This window comes from Clostridium sp. CF012, from assembly GCF_018861755.1.
Taxonomy (GTDB): Bacteria; Bacillota; Clostridia; order Clostridiales; family Clostridiaceae; genus Clostridium_AD.
Genome location: NZ_JAHLEF010000023.1, coordinates 54,183 through 74,076, shown reverse-complemented (window position 1 = coordinate 74,076; position 19,894 = coordinate 54,183). Strand labels below are relative to the sequence as shown.

The following is a 19,894-nucleotide window of genomic DNA, read 5'->3' as shown; positions in this document are numbered from 1 at the left end:
GTATGCATAGTCTTTTTTAGTATTTCAGATAAATTACTATAAGCAAGTCCACTAAATATAACTATAATTAATCTAAGTCCAATATACAATAAACCCAATAATATAACATTCGTAAAGTTCTTTCCAAAAACCATACTAATTTTTTCAAAACAATTATCTTTATTAATCTTTATCATAAAGAAAGCAAATATACTAACTATAGTTATGAGTATCACTATAACATTAGATACATGACCTGGAAAAGCAAAAACTCCAACAATCAATATAATGATAGATAAAATACTGTAAATAATTTAACCGTTTCTACTCATTCATATTTCTAAATACTGATGGTTCGCATTTTTTTACAATTGTTACTTAATAATACCATAATTTAGAATAAATATAAAAATTAGAGACATCCTATTCTTTAGTAAAAGGGCAAAATAAAAACACCCTATTGGGGCATCGTACGCAAAAATGATATTTCGTACGCTAAGAAAAATACAGCCCCATAAATGTAATATTTTAGGATTAAAGACATTTTATTTAAAGATTCAATTCTTTTAAATATCCATTTTGATTTAAATTAAATTTATACTCGCCTAAAAAGTTTTTATAATTAATAAACTTTATAAGAATAGTCTATAATTTGTAAGACTTTTGCAGCTTAACAGTTTGTCTTGAATGAATAATCTTTAGCCTTTTTTAAACTTTTCTATATTTTTTTTTATATCAAATTCTTCATTTTGGATTTTATAGTATGTTTCTCTATAATTAGGATTTCTTGTAAAACCAATCATGTTATCTTTGTAAAAGCTAATATAAAAAACTTCCTTTGTATAGGTGCTCGTTTCATTTTCATTATAGGTTGCAATAAAAGAAAGACCATAATTAGAAGATCCACTAGGTCTCATTGTTTTTTTCAAAGATAACCCATTAATTTCACTAATTAATTTATCCACCTTACCAGATTCAGCGTTATCTATACGAATTGGATTCAATAAGTTGTCAAAATCTACAACATGAACTTGTTTGTACATATAGTCATAATTATTTTTAGAAATTAAGTTCTTTGAATTGAAAAGATATGGCATGGTTATGCTCACAATTATAGCGGTAAAAATAAATATACCTATTCCCCAAAAGATTTTTTTCTTATTCAATGATACCCCCCCTCTGATTAAATTTACAATAGTATGTGCATAGATAACTATGTGTCACACCTTCTTACGATTCCGTCTTAATAATACCATAATTTAGTATAAATATAAAGATTAGAGATATTCTAATCTTTATGTCCGCATTTTTTCCTAAGTCATCACAAGTAAAAACGCCACAAACTTTTATTGTTTGTGACGCCTAATATCTGAATAATATGAATTAACTAATATTAGCCACACCCCATAATTAAAACAAATAGTGACCATAGTGAGGTCATTATACCTATTGAAATATTGATACCAAAATATAGATTTAATTCTTCTTTCTCAATCTTTTGTTTCTTATTAAGTTTGTATGCTAATATAGGTGGGATTAAAAATAAAAGTATACTTGTTATTGTTACGACTGCTAGCCAATCTAAAACTGATAATTTCAACATATTGTCATTGATATAGTACGAAATACTTTGACCATATATTCCTAATACTAAAGCCAAAATCATACTTCCGTATATAAACACCCTTATCTTATTTTTTTCTTTAATCAACATTTACTCCTCTTGTTAATTTATTTTTATTTACTTCGCATTTGATTACGATTCCGTCTTAATAAAACCATAATTTAGTATAAATATAAAGAAGATTAGAGATCTTCTAATCTTTATGTCCGCATGGTTCCCTATTATTCAAGAACAAAAGCTTTTTCAACATTTTTAATAATTACGTCCTTAAAAATAATTCCACCAATGTTCATCTCGTTAGGGTTAAACGAGACAGTTTTATTATTGTAAGACATATTTGCTCTTAACTCAATAGATTCTCCCATCAATTTAAATTCTAAAAATATTCTACCCTTCTCACTTCTTATTACTAAATGTCCTGGAGAATATGTAATATCCCACAACTTAGCCTCTTTATATGCCTTCCATTCATTATTCGTGATAAATGCTACGACATTATTCTTATTATCATAAAATTTAGCATTAATCATAGCATATCCGTCTTCATCAGGTCTAATGGTTAATAGTGGATTATTATCTATCTCTACTAATACATTATTGTTTTGAAATATAACTGAACCAGCTATTATTTTTATTTTCTCATATTCCTTTAGAAAGAATTCTTTACTTACAAATTCACTATTTTTATTATACGGGTTATTTTTTGCTTTTATTACCTTTTCCATAAAAATCTCGCCACAATTTGCTCTATGGTGATGTTCAGGACAAAGTATGACTAGGTTAGATTTTTCATGACATTTTACCAAATGATATTGTTCTATATGGTGATATTCTATAATTGGATTGCCACAAAAGACACAACCAAAATACGCTTCTTGCCTAAGTTCTCTTTTTAGAGAGTTAGGTATTGGTGGTCTAGTTTCACTCATGCTAATCACTCCTCAAACTATATAATAAGCTAAATTATACCATATATCCCCTTATATAATTAATATATAAATTATACAGAATACCTAATTTATATTATTTAATTAAAGTTACGTCATCATATTTTCCTAAGTCGTAACAACTAAAAACGCCACAAACTTTTATTGTTTGTGACGTCTAATATGAATATTGTGCAAGAAACTTACTGTAGATTATGCTTATACTGTAAGCGACCATGACCTTGTCTGTTGCAGAAGTTTTGCATAAAGAAATTAACTCAGTTAAGCCATAGCCACTCACCACAACTAAAGCATCTCGTCCAACTTCTGAATCTTTGAGTGGGAAATTAAATATACATTGCCTAAAATGTCGATTTTGTCTCCCTTTACACGTACAGCACAATCTTTGTTCGACGCATAAACATTCATTTCTTCTAATAAGGGAGATAGATCGCCTTGAATATGCGCAATGTTATTTTCAAGATCATAATGAGACAGGACAGAAAAATCGTCAAGGCCGATACCGTCGTAAATAGAGCTTTTTTCACCTTCAGAGCATAACCATTTAGCGGACATGTTTATCGCACCAGCACTTGTTCCCATCACAACGGCTCTGCTTTTTTTAATGAAATCCGACAATTCATATTTAATCAAAAGACCGTTCTGTTCAATGTCTTCTCCACCCAACAAGAAAATGACCGAAGCATTTTGAATTAATTTTTGGGCCTCTTCCTTCTGTACGCCATAATCAATTAAGTGATATTCATCAAACATAATGTTGGCCTGGTCAAGCCACGAGCGTTCAGTAGCACCAACTTCCTCATCTTCATGAAGAAATGGATTCCCGCTAATCATAACAAGCGATTTTCTATCAGTTATATCCTCATGCAACAACCTGACCAGCTTCTCAAAAAAACCATCGTTAAACCAACCCAAATAATAGTGTGTTTTCATAAGCACCTCCGTAGTAAATTTTATTTAATATAAATAATTTATAGTTCGCCATATAATACGATTCCGAATCATTGTTTCCATTATATAACATAACAGTAAAAATTGGAATAGTCCAAACTTTACTGCACCATTTTTTCCTAAGTCGTCACAAGTAAAAACGCCACAAACTTTTATTGTTTGTGACGCCTAATAGGAATATTGTGTATTAAATATACTAATAGTTACGCTAAATTTCTGTATCTTCTGTAATAGAAATAGCTATCGCTTTCCATGTTGGGTTGTTTGTGTTTAATTGGTGTTCGTTTTTCAAATAATTCAAAACCGCATTTCTCTGCAAGGTGACAAGAAGGAATATTTGCACAATCAATCGTCAATATAAGATACTTTATATCTGATACATTGAAACACCAATCCACTAAAGCATTTACAGCTTCTTTTGCGTACCCATTTCTCTGATATTTTTCCGACATAAAATAGGCTACTTCAACTTCATTTACTGTATCTTCAAGACCCATACCTACCATTCCAATCATTTCATCTGTATCAGGTAATGCAATTACATATCTTTTATTCTCATAAACATCTGTTGAATCTTTTTGAGTTTGGTGCCAATCAATATACCCCAAAAAGGCTTTTGGCGAATCATTATTTTCTGCCCAATCAGGCATAAATCGAAAAATGTTTTTCTCTCTGACAATCTGATAAAGGTTTTCTGCGTCTTTTCGCTCAAAATCTCGAATTATTATACGGTTTGTTTCTATTCTCATATTATTCTTCTCCCCCATCATGTATAAATAATGTTTGCTTCACAATATTATACAATTGTTACTTAACAATACCATATTATAGCATAAATATAAATAATAGATATATCCTAATCTTCATTTCATCATATTTTCCTAGTTTGTCACAAGTAAAAATGCCACAAACTTTTATTGTTTGTGACGTCTAATACGAAGATTGCATATTAGTTTTGGTACCGAAAATGCTTATACTGTTCGCAAAATACCAAATTCAGTTAATAAATTCTGAAACCTACATTTTTCATGTTCCATCACAGGAAAAAGCGGATTATATAAACAATGTTGCAAAACATCTGCATCTTTTAATACTTCATCAAATGCAGAATGAGTAGTCGCCTTTGAACTGTGGTTGCGAATAGCTGAACATAATAAATCTGTTTCATTATCAGTTGTCAATGACAACTCCTCAAGAATTTGACGTGCCAAAACTGCACCGTGCTCAGCATGATTTTCAGTATTCATGGCTTTGTAAGAATGTAAATCATGTAACATACCAGCCATGGTCGCCAATTCAACATCTTGATTTCTTTTTAGAGCAATCATAGCACATGCTTGCGAAACTCCATAAAGATGGAGATACCCACACCTTCTTTCTTGAGTGTCTTTCATATTTAATAGAATATCATCAATATACTTTCGAAGTCTTTCAATGCGATTTTCCATATCTTCAGCACGTCCATTATGTAAATACTTTTGAATTTTTTCAATATGGTTTTCCATGTCTTCCTCCGCCCATTATATAAATTTTCTAACTTCACAGTTTAATCTTAAATTCACAATATAATACGATTCCGAATCATTGTTACCATTATATAACATAACAGTAAAAATTGGAATAGTCCAAACTTTACTGCACCATTTTTTCCTAAGTCGTCACAACTAAAAACGCCACAAACTTTTATTGTTTGTGACGCCTAATATGAAAAGTATGTATGAATAAATCTAAACTTTATGTTTTCTTGCTTTTATAAATAAAAATTGAGGTTTCTTAGTTAATATGTCATATGTGTCAGGCTTTTCAATTTTAAATTGTTCTGTTGGCATAGGTTCTAATAATTTTTCTATTATAAACCCTGAATCAATTACTGATGTAATAATCTGGCTTAAAGGTCTCCTATAAAATTGTACTTTTACCTTTCCATTATTAGTTTTCCATTGTTCTTCTAATAACTCTGTCAAAAAGTAATTCTCTTTATTATGCACTGTAAAATCCATAAATGGATGGTGAACAGAGAAAACAAGTTGGCCACCTTTTTTTAGGATTCTATTAAATTCACTCATAACTATTTCCCAATCCCTAATATAGTGAAGAGTCAATGATGATAAAACAATATCTATAGATCCATCCTCAATAAAGTTTAATGTGTCATTCAAATCAGCCCTAATAATTTTAGCCTTATTTCCAACTCTTTTTTTAGTCATCTCTATCATGTTTGGACTGAAATCTAATGCAATAACATTTGCACCTTTTTCCAATAGCCATTTGGTATACCACCCCGCAGCACAACCAGCATCTAAAACTTTCTTACCTTTTACATCTGGAAGTAATGATATTGTTGCAGGTCTTTCATAATATGCATTCCACGGCTTTGTATCTACATATTTAAAATAATATTCAGACATTTCCTGGTAAGAATTAAGCGAAACTGAGTCTTTATTTATAACTTTTTCCTCCTGTGATAGGTTAATCAATATAATTCCTCCTCAATACTACATAATATTTTACAACTCCGTCATAGCCTAATTTTTATTGTTACTCTTTTTTGTTTACGTTTATTTCTTCAAATCTTATTTCCGCTGCTCTTATTGCTTCAACACCAGTTTTGCACAACACATTAATACCTTTAACAATAGTTACAATTACAAAAGCTTCTACTAACTCTGCCATAGTTAATCCTGCTTCTATGGCAGCAACAGCATGTGCTTTTGCACCACTTACTTCATCATCTAAACTATCCAATATTGTAAATATTAATTCACTTGTCTTTTTAGGCAAATGTCCTTCCTGAACTGATTGACGCATTCCCAAATATCCATTTAATCCATCTGGTGAATATTTAGAGAGTATTTCTGCAAAAGGCGGATTCCACTTTAATTCATCCTTATAATATTTAAGTATACTTTCAGAATCACCCATGTTAAATTTAACCTCCCTTATTTCTAAAAAATTCAAACAACAGAACGTTGTTTGCTTAAATAAACTCATTATAATTACAGCTTGATATTACTAAAAGATTTATAACATTCTTAACAGCTGTTCCTTCGTAGGTTTTTACGGTTGTGACGTAACTTATAAAATATTGTGAAGTAAATTACCCACCAAAGATATCTTTTGCATTGTCTTTTCTTATTATAGTATTTTCATCTCAAACAGAGCAAATTCACCTCTGTCTTCCAACAGGGTTTTGCCAACCAATTTAAAACCTAAACTTTCATATAAATTGCATAACTTTTTCTTACTCCACCCTGTATCTAATCTTAAATAGTGAACTCTTCTTCTTCTACATTCTTCTATAGCAAATTCAACCATTTTCCGTGATAATCCTAATCCAGAATAGTCTCTCCTAACACATAATTTATGTATATATCCTGCCTCATTCTCTTTTGCTTTGGGCCAAAATAAAGTATCGTTCCATTGCAGTATCATACAACATGCGTTATCTTCCGAAACTTGTCCTATGTAGAAGTCATTTTTATTAATATCCACTATTAAGTTTTCCCTTGTAAGATGCTCGTCTTTCCATACATTTAACCCTGCTGAACGCCCCCATTTTGCTACTTCTTTCATTATATTAATCGCAGGTTGAACCTCTGAACTTAATACTTTAAAGTTGTTTATCATATTGTTGCCCCCTAAATAATATTTATTATCTGAAGTTTTATTGATTAAGGCGCATTTTTTTATAATTGTTACTTAATAATACCATAATATATCATAAATATAAAGATTAGGGATATCTTATTCTTTAGTAAAAAGGGCAAAATAAAAACACTCTATTGAGTGCCTACTTTACCCTATTTAGATTATTCTACTACGATTGGATTGTCATTGCCATCTACTCTTAATTGCCATAACTAAACTACTCCCGCTAATTACAATAAAGCATTTTCTACCGCAATTTTATATTCTGCAATTAGAATATCTTCTACTTTAAAAGGCTCATTTGTCTTTGGATTTATCTCCTGTGTACTAATTTTTTTAACTAATATACCTACTAAATATTGTTTAACTATTACTGTTGCCATTGTTAAATCACTCCTTCGCTTTCTAATATTATATTTTCTAATTCTGCTATTCTTTCTGCTTCTGTTTGTATGTGCTCTATTTTGCTATCAATTATTATAGTTTTAGTAGCAATTTCTATATGATATTCTGCCACCTCTTGAAGTGTTATATCACCATATTTTAAATCTACAAAGTCTATTTCTAAAGGTCTTAAACCTTCTTGTAAGTCACCACTCATTTCTCCAAAACAGTTATCTAAAACCTTTCCTGTTAATTTATCAAAAATTATTCTTTTCCCATATTCCATTTTTAATACCTCCTTATTTATTCCATTGCCAACCAATTATAGGGATGTTGGTGCTGAGCTACATTTATATGAAAGCCTGTATCACTAACCCATGCCCCTGTTGACGCAAGGGTGTTTTCAGTCATACTATAGGTAAAATACATTATACCTGGATTATTATTCTCTTTATACAAAGTAATATCTAAAGGTGAGTATTTACTAACTATAATAATAACTCTTGGGCGAAAAGTAAGCCCGCTGAAATCTGCCCAGCCGTAGTTATATGCAGGAATACTTCCACCCGCAATTTTTTTCATGCCTGCACCATTAATTGCGGTACCTACAAGTCCTAAAACATTTTTACCACTTAATATATTTGAAGCAATTAAATCAGGTTGAGCACTTCTAATCCAAGAAACATTGTTATAATATGAACTAACACTTAATAAAGCATAAGGCAACCCGTCACCAAAACCACTATAAACAGTTGAATTTCCTGCCACTGTATCTGAAAGTGTAGGAATTATAATCGGTATTGTCCCTGCAACTATCCCTGTTTCAGTACCAATAGTATTCCCTTCCAAAACTTTGTCTTTTGTAGCCGTTCCGTAATCACCTCCTTCACCCAATAAAGTAAAAGACGTTCCGTCCCAAAACAAGGTATATACACTTGCATATAATTTTGCATTGTTACCATTTGCTTTTTTAATCGCACAAACTGCACCACTATTTATTTTTAATGTTGGAGCAGTTATGCTATTTGCATTAAATTTTATTGTAAATTTTTGATTAGCATTAATAACTTGTGTTGTAGTTATACTATAAATATCACCAGAGTTTGTCGTTGTACCTAAATGTGGTACTTGCTTCGAGTTATCCGCCAAAGACGACGTAACTGAATTTGATAAAGTAGTCAAATCTTCCTTATTTGCTTTCTCTTTTATTGCTCCGGTTCCATTTAAAACAGCTATTTTATCAGTGTTTCCTTTAACTGTTTCATTAGTTTTTCCTTCTCCCTCGATAGAACTTATTGCATTGCCTTTTGACTTACTATCTAAGTCTATCTTGTCCCAATTTGCATTAAGTAGTAGTTTATCGGCATGGAACTGCATTCAAACCGTTAGAGCTACGAGCTAGCTAACCTTATTTTCTAATCTTAACTTATCAGCTACCATAGCTATGAATTCTGAATTAGTAGGCCTGCCTTTTTCATTTTGAATAGTATATCCAAAAATCTTATTAATAGTTTCTATTTGTCCTCTACTCCATGCAACATCTATTGCATGCCTCATTGCTCTTTCTACCTTACTAGCAGTCGTATTAAACTTTTTACCTATGGAGGGATACAATTCTTTTGTAACTGATGATAAAAGTCCAATATCATTCACTACCAAATTTATTGCTTCCCTTAAAAACATATACCCCTTTATATGGGCAGGTATTCCAATTTCATGAATAATATTAGTTATTTTAGTGATCATATCAGTTGATTGAATTTTGCTAATTTTAATTTCGCTATTATCAAAATAAGTAATTGATTTTTTCACATCCCCGTTATATATACCATCATTCACCAATTGCCTAATTCTTTTAACTAATACCTCTAAATCAAAAGGTTTTACAATATAATAATCTGCTCCTAGTGACATGGCTCTTTGGGTTATTTTATCATGACCAACTGCTGATAAAACTATTATACGAGGCATTATATCTAAATTCATTGTATTTAACCTCTCTAGAACTCCCAAACCATCAAGATTAGGCATAATCATATCAAGTACTACTAAATCAGGCTTTTTATCTTCAATCAATTTTAATGCTTCTTCTCCATCCTCTGCGATTCCAGTAACAACAATGTCCTCTTGAAATAATATATATTCATTTAGCAAATTACGAAATTCTTTGTTATCCTCAACTATGATTATGTTTATTTTCTGTTCTTCCATGTTTATAATCTCCTTTATTTTTGGATATATATTCCATATTATATATTCAACAAAACATTGGTAAATCCTTCTAATTAAAAATATATTTGTAACTATTGTCCAGTGAGCAATATTAAATACTAAAAAAATAGCCACTCTCTTAAGGAAAGCAGGGAAGCAATCTTCATATAACGTAATTCCTTATAATTGAAATTTATGTTATATTTAGTATATAGGCAAAGTATAATTCATTAACTACTTGTAAAATATTAGATATTAATTAGGGGGACTGCCATTGAAAAAAATAATTATACTTCTAACAATAATTTTTATAATAATTGGGGGAAGTTTCATTGCTGTAAGAAAATCAAGTAACAACCATAAACTAAATAATGCACTAACCTTTAGTGATATAGATTTGAACAAAATTTGGGTGTTTGAAGGAAATAAGAGACTATCCTATGACTATAAAATTGGCTATAATGACTCTAAACAAATTAGCGACCAACTTATTCAAAGCACTAAAATAGATATGAAAAAATCATTCCCTAATAATTATTCACAGGGTTTTATGTTTACTATTTTTTTCAAAAGCGATATTAATGGGATGACCCGAGAGATAAACATTATGCCTAAAAATGACAATTCAGTATTTGTTATGATTAAGACAAAAAATAAACAAGGTGGTTTTATTAATTGGTGGGGATTATCAGTTGAATCTTCTTGGTTATCTAAATATATTGATAATGTTGAAAAAGATACTGTCGCATTTTCTTCATAAAATATGAATTAAGGAAACCAAAATGGGTTCCATTAAAAAATGTTATTTTATCAACATCATTCTTAAACATAGCCTTTATATTTTATATTTTATTTTTTATAGAATGGAAAAAGGGAGCTAATTGCCCCCTTTTAATTATAAATTGTTTTCGTAAGTTTCTACCATTTTCTTAACCATTTGTCCGCCAATTGAACCTGCTTCTCTAGAAGTTAATTCTCCATTGTATCCATTTTTTAAAGTAACTCCAACTTGACTAGCTGCTTCCATTTTAAACTTGTTTAGTCCTTCTCTAGCTTGTGGTACTAATGTTCTGTTTGCCATATAAATTACCTCCTCTTATTTAATAATGATTTTCATTTGTATTATTATATTGCGCATTATAATAAAGAATACTCATAGTAATTTAAGTTAATATCATTAAAATAATATTAAAATGGCAAGTTATGTTAAATTTTTTAGCTGTTTCTATAATATTACATTGGCTCAGAGAGTAGTTTTCCGGCAACGTAACGTTTTGTTATATTTCTGTCGTCTCCGCAGTATATGAACCTTTGGAGCCGCTCCTCAATGCTCCTGAAATCTCTGTCACCAAGATTTTCATCGTCTATTACGATGGCATCTAGTGAATATCCATCCTCAAAAGATCCCACCTTACCAAAGAATTCTCCTCCACCTTTTGTTCCCATATAGAAGGCTTCTGACATAGTAAGACATCTTTCAACCTTTCCACTATTAAGCCAATTTATCTTCGAAGACTGGACAGCCCGGCTCATTACCTTATATATGGCTAGCTGATGGCCTGCACCTATGTCTGTTCCAAGTCCCACTCTTATTCCAGCATCAAGTAATTTCCTTGCTGGCATTATGCCAGATGACAAATTGTAATTAGAATCTGGACAGTGGGCTATGAAGACATTTCTTTCAGATAGGAGATCTATTTCCCCTTCAGTATTGTGGACAGCATGGGCCATAATTGTATTTTTAGTCAGAAGACCCATTCCGTCATATACGCCTGCATATGATTCGAATTCTGGATGTAGCGATTTCACCCATTCGATCTCGCCATCATTCTCTGAAAGATGGCTCTGTATCTTAATACTGTACTTCTCAGAAAGCTTGGCAAGCCCCTTCATGAGTTTTTCTGAGCAGGTTGGAACGAATCTTGGTGTTATTATAGGCTTTACAAGATGGTACTTGTCCTTTGTGGCCAATATCCATTCTTCAGTAGACGCCAGCGATTCCTCAGTGGACTCCACATAATAATCCGGTGAATTTCTATCCATATTGACCTTTCCAACATAAGCCCCAATGCCCGCTCTATTGAAGATGTCCATTAGAATTTCAGTTCCATTTCTGTGAATTGTAGAGAAAAGTACAACCCTAGTAGTTCCATTTCGCCACAACGCCTTTGCAAGATTTGTGTAAAGCCTCTTGGCATATTCTTCATTGCTATATTTAGCTTCTTCCGGAAACGTATACTTATCAAGCCATTGCAGCAACTCCCCATCCAGGCCAAGACCAATATTCTGAAACTGAGGAGCATGCATGTGCATATCGATGAAACCAGGAATTATTAATGAATTACCAAAATCCTCAACCTCTATCCCCTTCAAGTGGTCTGGAAGTTCTTTGAATATTCCGCAAACCATTCCGTCATACTCTACAAGATAGCTGTTTTCATGGACCTGGAACTTTTCAGTGGAAGCTGTAAAAATTATGTTGCCTTTAAGTGCTTTCATAGTTATCCCCCCATTATTTTAAAATTTTCTTAATACACCATACGCTATGGTCAATTGCACTATAAATACAATTGAAAGTACATACATAATATCCTGTAGCAATTAATTTGACTTTATAAAAATGCATAAAAAAACAGGTCACCAAATTAAAAAACTACAGAATATTTAAAGCTAAATTTAATATAACTTCAAATTATTCTTGTAGTCAGGTAATTTATGGTAACCCGGTAGAGACCATTAGACCATATTTCTAATATATACAAGATAATATTCACAAATTCTATTTATTTTACAATTTCCAACATTTAGTTAAACTCCATTATTTTCAAAAAAATCTTTTAAGATATTCATACATACAGTTTTTCTATATTCTTTTGAAACCCTTCCAGCACTTGGATTTATTGCATTTTCATAATCATTTAGGTACTTGTCCTTTAAAACTTTAGCTTCATTAATAGTCTTTCCTATAAAAATCTCATCTATTTTTGGGTGTCTAACTATAGTTGGCTCGATTGCTCCAAAGGCAGTTGCTACGTGAGTAATCACTCCATTTTCCTCATGGAAAAGTCCTGCAAAGCACACTCTAGAAATTGCTAATGCCTTTCTAGCTCCTACCTTCTTATAGTAATAGCTTTCAAGATGTTTTTTAGGAATTAAAATTTCAACTATAAGTTCTCCTTCTTTCAGGTCAAGCTGTTTTCTTTCCTTATAAAAATCTTTAATATAAATCTTTCTCTCAGAATCAGCACTCTTTACTCTAATCAGTGAGTCCGTCACGAATAATATCAAAACTGAGTCAGCCTTTGCTGATCCATTTCCTATATTCCCAGCTATAGTTCCAAAATTCCTTATAGCTGGACCTGCCAATTGTGATATTGCATCCTTTAAAATCTGTGGTGCAATAGCTGATTCCTCTATATCAGTGAATGTGCACTCTGCACCTATTCTGATATAATTAGAATCTGACCTTATTATCTTTAATTCAGGTATCCTATTTAAAAATAGATAGGTTATATCTTCATCTCCGTCAATCATAAGATCGGTTCCACCACTGTAAGGCTTAACCTTTTCATCCCTCATTATTGCCACTGCCTCGTCAAGTGTTTCTGGCACGTAGCCATTATTTAATTTTACCATAGTCCTTCACCTTCTTTAGCTGCGTTTTCTATAGCTTTAACTATAGCATTGTATCCCGTGCAACGGCATAAGTTTCCGGATATTCCACGTCTTATCTCAGGTTCTGTTGGATGTGGATTATTTGCAAGTATACACTCTGTTGCAAGTACCATTCCGGGTGTACAGAATCCACATTGTACCGCTGAAACATCTCCATAAGCTTTATCAATAGCCTTATATCTTTCGGTATTAACAAATCCTTCTATGCTTACAACCTCACTTCCCTGGACTCTTCCCATGGCAACCATACACGAATTGGCAAGTTTTCCATCTATTATAACAGAACAAGCTCCACACTCGCCCTCCTTACAACCACACTTTACTCCAGTAAGTCTGTAAGTATCTCTCAATACATCTAAGAGTCGGTTTGATGCATTACCATCATATTTTACATTTTCTCCATTAAGTTTGAACTCAATATATTCCATGAGTATACCTCCCTTTTGTTTTAATCAAGTTTTCCATTCAGCCTTACTTATATCTAATCCTATTTTAAAGATATTGCTTTCATTGTATCTTCCACTGTAAATGGGATGTGATCAACTTTCTTTCCTAAGATCTGTTCCACAGCCTCTATATATGCCGCTGCAACTCCCACAGTTGGAAGCTCTCCTGCACCCTTAGCTCCATAAGGTCCATAAGGGTACTCATCAATGTGGATATGAACCTTAACAACTGGAATATCCATAGCTGTTGGTATGATATAGTCACTCAAGCTGTTATTTCTAATGCGTCCCTTACTGTCATGATCCATATATTCCATTGATGAATAGCCTATGCCCTGAAGCATTCCACCCTCCATCTGTCCAACTACTATGTTCATGTCAATAGGAGTTCCTACATCAAAAGAACCATATGCCCCTAGAACATTATGCTCACCTGTTAGCATATCAATCTCCAGCTCTACTGTCTGTACTGACCAGGAATAGGTTGGATAAGCATCTCCACGGAATTCAGCAAGTGAGAATGGAATAAGAAACTCTGGATGCTTATAGTGTTCCTCAATAATCTGTTCCTCACAATCATTCCATTCCTCTTTGAGTCTTACAGCAGCACGTCTAACAAGCTCTCCAACTACCATAAGTGATCTTGATGCAACTGTTGGCCCAGAATCTGGAACCTTGTCGGTATCTGGATTCCTTAGGATTATCTTATCAAATGGAATTCCCAGCTCTTTTCCTGCAATTTTTGAGAGAGTTGTTTGCAACCCTTGTCCCATCTCAGTACCTGAACAAAGAATTTCCACTGTCCCGTTCTTATGCTTTTTAAGTTTTAGTACTGCCTTTATTAAGTCTCTCTCTCCTGAACCTGTGAATCCCGCACCATGAAATGCCAGTGCTATTCCTATTCCTCTTCTAAATCTTCCAGTTTGTGGTTTATCATAAAGCTGTTTTTTCTTCTTGTAATCAGAAAGCGTATCCACTTCTTTAATCATCTCATTAAGTGGAACGTGGAAGTGGAACTTCCCTTTAGTTGATGTAGCATCTCCTTGCATTACTATATGTTCTTCTTTAAATTCTAAGCTATTTCTTCCTTCACCTTTTGCTATGTGATTCATAAAAAGCTCTACGTCAAAGAACACCTGTGGTGCTCCAAATCCTCTAAAAGCTCCTTTAGGAACTGTATTTGTCTTGTTTGCTTTGCCGTGAACTCTAAGATTTTCTATGTTGTAAACCCCATTAGCACATATTACTCCACGCTGTAGTACTACCGCTGAAAGTGTTGAATATGCCCCTGCATCATATATTATATTAATATCCATTGCTGTAATCTTTCCATCTTTAATAGCTGCCCTATATCTTGCAGTTGAAGGGTGCCTCTTGCTAGTTGACATAGTATCTTCTCTTCTATCAAAAATAACTCTTACTGGTTTTTTAGCCTTCATGCTTGCCACAGCAACCTGGCATGCAAGTATCGATGGAAAATCTTCCTTGCCTCCGAAAGCTCCTCCTGTAGTATCTCCCTTAATCTGAACCTTGTCCTTTCCAAGTCCTGTTACTAAACGCACTGCTGCATGAAGATAATATGGACACTGCATAGATCCTCTAACGGTAATCTTACCATCATGGTAGTCTGCAATCATGCCATTGTTTTCAAGATAAATGTGCTCATTATAGCCTGTACTTAAAATTTCATCGTATACTTTGTCGGCATTTTCAAAGGATCCATCTACATCACCTTTTGCGTAATTGTAATCAAAAAATGCAACCTCTGATTTAGTCATATCAAGTACAGCTGGAAGTTCCTCGTAATCAACTACTATTTTTGATACAATCTCCTCTGTGATTTTTGGGTCTGGCCCTATCACCATCAGAATGGGGTCTGCAATGTATTCTACTGTGTCTATAGCAAATACTGGCATATCCTCCAATACGATATGAATCTTATTTTCACCAGGAACATCATCCTTGTTAACTATCATGTATCCATCTGGTAGCTCTGGCAAGGTAATATTCTTTATTTTAGCATGGGCTACTGTTGATCTCAAAAACTTGCCGTGAAGAATCCCATCTGTAGGAATATCTTCCACGTACATAGCCGCACCTGATATCTTTTCTTCATGATCCTTTTTAAGAACTGAATTTCCTATATTATCCATGATACCCTCCTTATATATAATAAGTTTTTTAAATATCTTCGCATAATTTTTGTTTTTCTTAAATTTCTTCACCTTAAAATTATAAAATAACGGTTCCTAATTTTCTTAATAATAATAAAGTCATATGATACCGTTGTCATGAATTCCCTAATTACATCATATTACACCATTTTCTAGGTTTCAAATACTTTTTAAAAACTACTTGAAATGATACTTGTATAATTTCTCACTCTTTGAGTACTTGACAGCTTAAAGTCCATAACAAAAAATCCGATGCATAAAAGTTTAATTTTATGCATCGGATTTTTTGTTATGGGATTTTTCGCCTTCAAAATACTTTTTAAACTGCTTCCAAGTATACTGCGTTACATCACTAAAGAACTTATCATAATTGTCCATAAATTCTCTACCCTTATCACTAAGCATTGCTCTCTTTTCTCTTGCTCCGCCACGCCTTCTTAAAACTATTTCACACCCAAGATTTTCTTCAAGTTCATTAATCATATCCCAAGCTTTACTTAAAGATAAAGCCATCCTTTTGCAAGCGCCATTAACAGAATGATTGTCGTCTATAAGCTCAAGAAGAAGCCTTAATCTAGAATCAAAGAAAACCTTTTCTTTCCTTATATTTATAGTTAAAGCAGGCTGTAACAAACCATCATTGTGCGATGTTAGGAGTCTTTCCAATTCATTTTCATCATAAACTGAGCATGTAACGCCTCTATCATTCACATTGAGCCAGGTTATATCAACATCCAAAGAATCAATAGCTCCCCTCAATCCATTCTCACCTTCATAGGAAAGAATATCCTGAATATGCAAACTATCAATAAGTAAAGGATGTCCCCCCTTCATATTATATGATGGAATAACAATTTCTCCCTTTGTTTCAATCATTTTTCTCACCGTCTTATAGCTAAACATAGGCACATTTACAGGTGTTAATATAACTCTTTTACACTTTCCTACAAGATAGTTAAGTCCAATCTTGTAGGAATCAATAAGGGGCGGATTCTCATAGTCCTTATTTATAATAAAAATAGCATCATCTCGTGCAAGATCTGACTTTATTTCTGGTTCCTCAAAACCCGTAATCACCACAATAGGCCATATACCGGCTTTTTTATATGTAAGCACTATCCTGTGAATCAAAGAAATTGAACCAACCTTTTTCATTGGATAAGACGCACTTTTGTTGGCAGCAGCAATTATTCCTCCAACTTCTCTCACAATATCACCTCTATTTATCTCTTCTTACATTTGTTATAAATTCCTCAGCCTTATATCCGGAGATTCTTTCACAATAAGGAGAAATATATTTTAGATATATAACACTATGCCTAGTATACTATTCTTTAATACTCCTTGGCTATATATTCTGAATTATAAAACATTTATAATTTTTTTAAGGAGGAACGACTGAATTTACTACTAACATAGTATTATGTAACTCATAAAAAGGTAATCGTAACCTTTCTGTAACCAAATCTTAATCTTATTTTAACTTCCTATGTTAAAATAATGTTAGAATATATTTATATTAAGTATTTTTATAGTACAAACATAATGAGAAGTGGGGTTATACAAATGAAAAAAATATATATTACTATTATTTCGTTGATTTCAATAATTACGCTAGGAGCGGCTGTTTTCCTTGGATATATATATATCAACACTAAAGAATGGGCAAACATAGTATATCCTAATACTAAAATTGAGGATATAGATGTTTCAGGAAAAACCTTTGATGAATCAAAGATGTTAATTACACAAAAATATGGAGATGCAATACTAAAAAAGAATATAACTATAAAAACATCGAATAAGGACTACAATTTGAACTATTCAAAATTAAATGCAGGATATAATATTGAAGATGTAGTAAAACAAGCCTTTGATTATGGGAAAAATTTAGACTTATTTGGTAAATACAAAATAATAAAAAACCCTGCAGCACATCAATATAATTTAAAATTCATTTATGATCCAGCACCAATAAAGAAATTTATTTCTACCATAAAGCAGGACGTAGAAATTGGATCAAAAAATGCAAGTATTTCACTAATAAATGATAATTTCCAAATTACTCCCGATAAAAAAGGAATAAAACTTTTAGACGACAAACTAGAACAAATTATACTGAGCAATATAAATGGAGATATTAATTCTAAGAATATAGTTGAGGCTGCACCAACGGAAAAATTTTTAGCTAATATTACTAGTAGCAAGCTTAATACTATTAATACCAAGATTTCTTCTTTTAGTACAAACTATACTTCTTCCGATTCTGATAGGTCAACCAATATTGAGCTCTCTACAAAAAGTATAAATAGTAAACTTTTAATGCCTGGAGAAACCTTTAGTTTTAACAAAACTGTTGGAAATAGTACAACTGACAGAGGCTATAAATTGGCTCCAGTAATAGTGGGTAAAAAGGTAGAATTAGCTTCTGGTGGAGGAGTGTGCCAAGTTTCAACTACGCTTTATAATGCTATATTAAGGGCTAACATATCTTCTGTGGAAAGGTACAAGCATTCCTTACATTCTAGCTATATTGGTGTAGGTATGGATGCTACAATTGCTTATGGAATTCTGGATTATAGATTTAAGAATACGCATTCTTATCCTATATATATAGAAGCTATAACACAAAATAAAAATATAACATTTAATATTTACTCAAATTCAAGTCTTAACAATAAAAAATATGAAATTATTAATGAAGTTGTAGGAAAGAATGTAAAAGTATTTAGAACTACATATGAGAATAGTGAATTACTGTCAAAAGATTTACTTTATACAGATAGCCTTATATAATAAAGGTTAATATTATTTACTTTTGTAGTCCATTTAAGAATAATTGAATTTCAAACAAATGCCATTACATAATGAGCTTTTAGTCACATTATATAATGGCATTAATATTATTAATTTTTCAGATGCAATTTAAAATTTATTTCCAGTAACTTTCTTTGACATAACCATATTTTAAAAAACTCAGATACCCCGCTATACCTTTTGTTATAGTATCCGCCATTTCCTCTACAAAAGAAACACTTGTATTCAAGTTACTTATGGTTACTGCAACATCATATTCATATAGACCAATACACCCCTTTATAACATAGTCACCTACAAGTGGTAATACTTTATTTAACCCCTTTCCGGTCATTAGAGGCTTGTTTTCTATATAAATACCACCCATTAAAAGTGGTGTTCCTACAGATGCATCTATAGCAATAATTTTTTTACCCCTATGTATTTTTTGTATTTCTTCTAACCTCACTTTTAAGTTAAGTGCATGTATAGGTGAATCTAGCGTCCCATAAATAGGTACGCCAAAGTTTTCTAAGTTATTTAACTTTGTACCAATCATAGGGCCTAAGCTGTCCCCCACTAATTTCGGTGTACCTACACAAAATATCACAAAATTGTCTAGATTTTGTTCTATAAGATAGTTCGCTACTTTTAATGCTCTATTACTTACCCCTTTAGTTAAAGAAACTTTATTATCCTTGCAACAGGCATCCTTAAAAGAACTTGTTCCATTGCTTACAAATAAATGTATGCTTTCTAGTATACATTTTGCCTCTTCACTTGCACGCAAGTTTAGTTCTCTCAATACATTTAAGTCACTTAATTCCTCTGTATTTACTTTATAATCTATTGCCTTATTTTTTAGTTTTTTCCCAATAAAATTAATCAAATATGCAATATTCAAACTGCCCAAACCCCCTCTAGGCTAAACCTTCTGTTGATTATAAAATAATGCTTTCTCATTTGAAACACCACTAGTCATATAGCAACATCCCATTAAAGTTTATTAATACCTATAAAACATTCTATTAACACAATTCAACAAACACACGTAATTAT

At 32.1% G+C, this 19,894-nt stretch carries 22 protein-coding genes and 1 riboswitch; of the genes, 2 read left to right on the top strand and 20 right to left on the bottom strand.

Going from position 1 to position 19,894, the window contains the following annotated elements; all coding sequences use genetic code 11:
- Nucleotides 1-677: 677 nt before the first annotated feature.
- The 13 genes from KPL50_RS17910 to spo0A form a co-directional block, all read right to left on the bottom strand.
- Nucleotides 678-1,145 (bottom strand): hypothetical protein, encoded by a 468-nt coding sequence (locus tag KPL50_RS17910; protein ID WP_216299914.1) that lies wholly within the window; start codon nt 1,143-1,145, stop codon nt 678-680.
- Between the two features lie 227 nt (nt 1,146-1,372).
- Complete coding sequence (locus KPL50_RS17905; protein WP_216299913.1) at nt 1,373-1,693, bottom strand: hypothetical protein; 321 nt, start codon at nt 1,691-1,693, stop codon at nt 1,373-1,375.
- Nucleotides 1,694-1,824: 131 nt separating this feature from the next.
- Nucleotides 1,825-2,532 (bottom strand): HNH endonuclease, encoded by a 708-nt coding sequence (locus KPL50_RS17900; RefSeq protein WP_216299912.1) that lies wholly within the window; start codon nt 2,530-2,532, stop codon nt 1,825-1,827.
- A 303-nt stretch (nt 2,533-2,835) separates the two neighbouring features.
- The gene (locus tag KPL50_RS17895; RefSeq protein ID WP_216299911.1) at nt 2,836-3,483 is read right to left on the bottom strand and encodes a Type 1 glutamine amidotransferase-like domain-containing protein; all 648 of its coding nucleotides are present in this window, start codon (nt 3,481-3,483) and stop codon (nt 2,836-2,838) included.
- Between the two features lie 221 nt (nt 3,484-3,704).
- A complete protein-coding gene (locus KPL50_RS17890; RefSeq protein WP_253200691.1) occupies nt 3,705-4,271 on the bottom strand; it encodes a GNAT family N-acetyltransferase in 567 nt (188 codons plus the stop codon).
- Between the two features lie 201 nt (nt 4,272-4,472).
- Nucleotides 4,473-5,006 carry an HD domain-containing protein gene (locus KPL50_RS17885; protein WP_216299910.1) on the bottom strand — a complete coding sequence of 178 codons (534 nt, stop codon included), beginning with the start codon at nt 5,004-5,006 and terminating at the stop codon, nt 4,473-4,475.
- A 222-nt stretch (nt 5,007-5,228) separates the two neighbouring features.
- The gene (locus KPL50_RS17880; RefSeq protein WP_253200690.1) at nt 5,229-5,978 is read right to left on the bottom strand and encodes a class I SAM-dependent methyltransferase; all 750 of its coding nucleotides are present in this window, start codon (nt 5,976-5,978) and stop codon (nt 5,229-5,231) included.
- A gap of 61 nt (nt 5,979-6,039) precedes the next feature.
- Complete coding sequence (locus KPL50_RS17875; RefSeq protein ID WP_216299909.1) at nt 6,040-6,423, bottom strand: carboxymuconolactone decarboxylase family protein; 384 nt, start codon at nt 6,421-6,423, stop codon at nt 6,040-6,042.
- A gap of 213 nt (nt 6,424-6,636) precedes the next feature.
- Nucleotides 6,637-7,128: an N-acetyltransferase gene (locus KPL50_RS17870; RefSeq protein WP_216299908.1), complete on the bottom strand. Its 492-nt coding sequence runs from the start codon at nt 7,126-7,128 to the stop codon at nt 6,637-6,639.
- A 251-nt stretch (nt 7,129-7,379) separates the two neighbouring features.
- The gene (locus tag KPL50_RS17865) at nt 7,380-7,532 is read right to left on the bottom strand and encodes a hypothetical protein (RefSeq protein WP_216299919.1); all 153 of its coding nucleotides are present in this window, start codon (nt 7,530-7,532) and stop codon (nt 7,380-7,382) included.
- 2 nt (nt 7,533-7,534) lie between these two features.
- Nucleotides 7,535-7,819 (bottom strand): hypothetical protein, encoded by a 285-nt coding sequence (locus KPL50_RS17860; protein WP_216299907.1) that lies wholly within the window; start codon nt 7,817-7,819, stop codon nt 7,535-7,537.
- A 17-nt stretch (nt 7,820-7,836) separates the two neighbouring features.
- Complete coding sequence (locus tag KPL50_RS17855; protein ID WP_216299906.1) at nt 7,837-8,910, bottom strand: hypothetical protein; 1,074 nt, start codon at nt 8,908-8,910, stop codon at nt 7,837-7,839.
- Between the two features lie 21 nt (nt 8,911-8,931).
- Entirely contained in the window at nt 8,932-9,744 is an 813-nt protein-coding gene (gene spo0A / locus KPL50_RS17850) for a sporulation transcription factor Spo0A (protein WP_216299905.1), read from the bottom strand.
- Between the two features lie 274 nt (nt 9,745-10,018).
- Between spo0A and KPL50_RS17845 the strand changes: the two genes are divergently transcribed.
- Nucleotides 10,019-10,504, top strand: a complete 486-nt coding sequence (locus KPL50_RS17845; RefSeq protein WP_216299904.1) for a hypothetical protein — start codon at nt 10,019-10,021, stop codon at nt 10,502-10,504.
- Between the two features lie 135 nt (nt 10,505-10,639).
- Here KPL50_RS17845 and KPL50_RS17840 read toward each other — a convergent pair whose 3' ends face one another.
- From KPL50_RS17840 to KPL50_RS17815, 6 genes are all read right to left on the bottom strand, one after another.
- On the bottom strand, nt 10,640-10,825 hold the full coding sequence (locus tag KPL50_RS17840; RefSeq protein WP_216299903.1) for an alpha/beta-type small acid-soluble spore protein: 186 nt from the start codon (nt 10,823-10,825) through the stop codon (nt 10,640-10,642).
- Between the two features lie 152 nt (nt 10,826-10,977).
- A complete protein-coding gene (gene guaD, locus KPL50_RS17835; protein ID WP_216299902.1) occupies nt 10,978-12,243 on the bottom strand; it encodes a guanine deaminase in 1,266 nt (421 codons plus the stop codon).
- Between the two features lie 182 nt (nt 12,244-12,425).
- Nucleotides 12,426-12,526, bottom strand: a riboswitch (purine riboswitch).
- A gap of 26 nt (nt 12,527-12,552) precedes the next feature.
- Nucleotides 12,553-13,380 carry a xanthine dehydrogenase family protein subunit M gene (locus tag KPL50_RS17830; RefSeq protein WP_216299900.1) on the bottom strand — a complete coding sequence of 276 codons (828 nt, stop codon included), beginning with the start codon at nt 13,378-13,380 and terminating at the stop codon, nt 12,553-12,555.
- Nucleotides 13,374-13,847 carry a (2Fe-2S)-binding protein gene (locus KPL50_RS17825; RefSeq protein WP_216299899.1) on the bottom strand — a complete coding sequence of 158 codons (474 nt, stop codon included), beginning with the start codon at nt 13,845-13,847 and terminating at the stop codon, nt 13,374-13,376. Before KPL50_RS17825 ends, KPL50_RS17830 begins: the two co-directional genes overlap by 7 nt.
- 59 nt (nt 13,848-13,906) lie before the next feature.
- A complete protein-coding gene (locus tag KPL50_RS17820) occupies nt 13,907-16,018 on the bottom strand; it encodes a xanthine dehydrogenase family protein molybdopterin-binding subunit (RefSeq protein ID WP_216299898.1) in 2,112 nt (703 codons plus the stop codon).
- Between the two features lie 291 nt (nt 16,019-16,309).
- Nucleotides 16,310-17,248 carry an NTP transferase domain-containing protein gene (locus tag KPL50_RS17815; protein WP_216299897.1) on the bottom strand — a complete coding sequence of 313 codons (939 nt, stop codon included), beginning with the start codon at nt 17,246-17,248 and terminating at the stop codon, nt 16,310-16,312.
- A 357-nt stretch (nt 17,249-17,605) separates the two neighbouring features.
- Between KPL50_RS17815 and KPL50_RS17810 the strand changes: the two genes are divergently transcribed.
- Nucleotides 17,606-18,835 (top strand): VanW family protein, encoded by a 1,230-nt coding sequence (locus tag KPL50_RS17810; RefSeq protein ID WP_253200689.1) that lies wholly within the window; start codon nt 17,606-17,608, stop codon nt 18,833-18,835.
- Nucleotides 18,836-18,971: 136 nt separating this feature from the next.
- On the opposite strand, the gene yyaC is transcribed toward KPL50_RS17810, so the two are convergent.
- Nucleotides 18,972-19,739 (bottom strand): spore protease YyaC, encoded by a 768-nt coding sequence (gene yyaC / locus KPL50_RS17805; RefSeq protein WP_216299896.1) that lies wholly within the window; start codon nt 19,737-19,739, stop codon nt 18,972-18,974.
- Between the last annotated feature and the right edge of the window lie 155 nt (nt 19,740-19,894).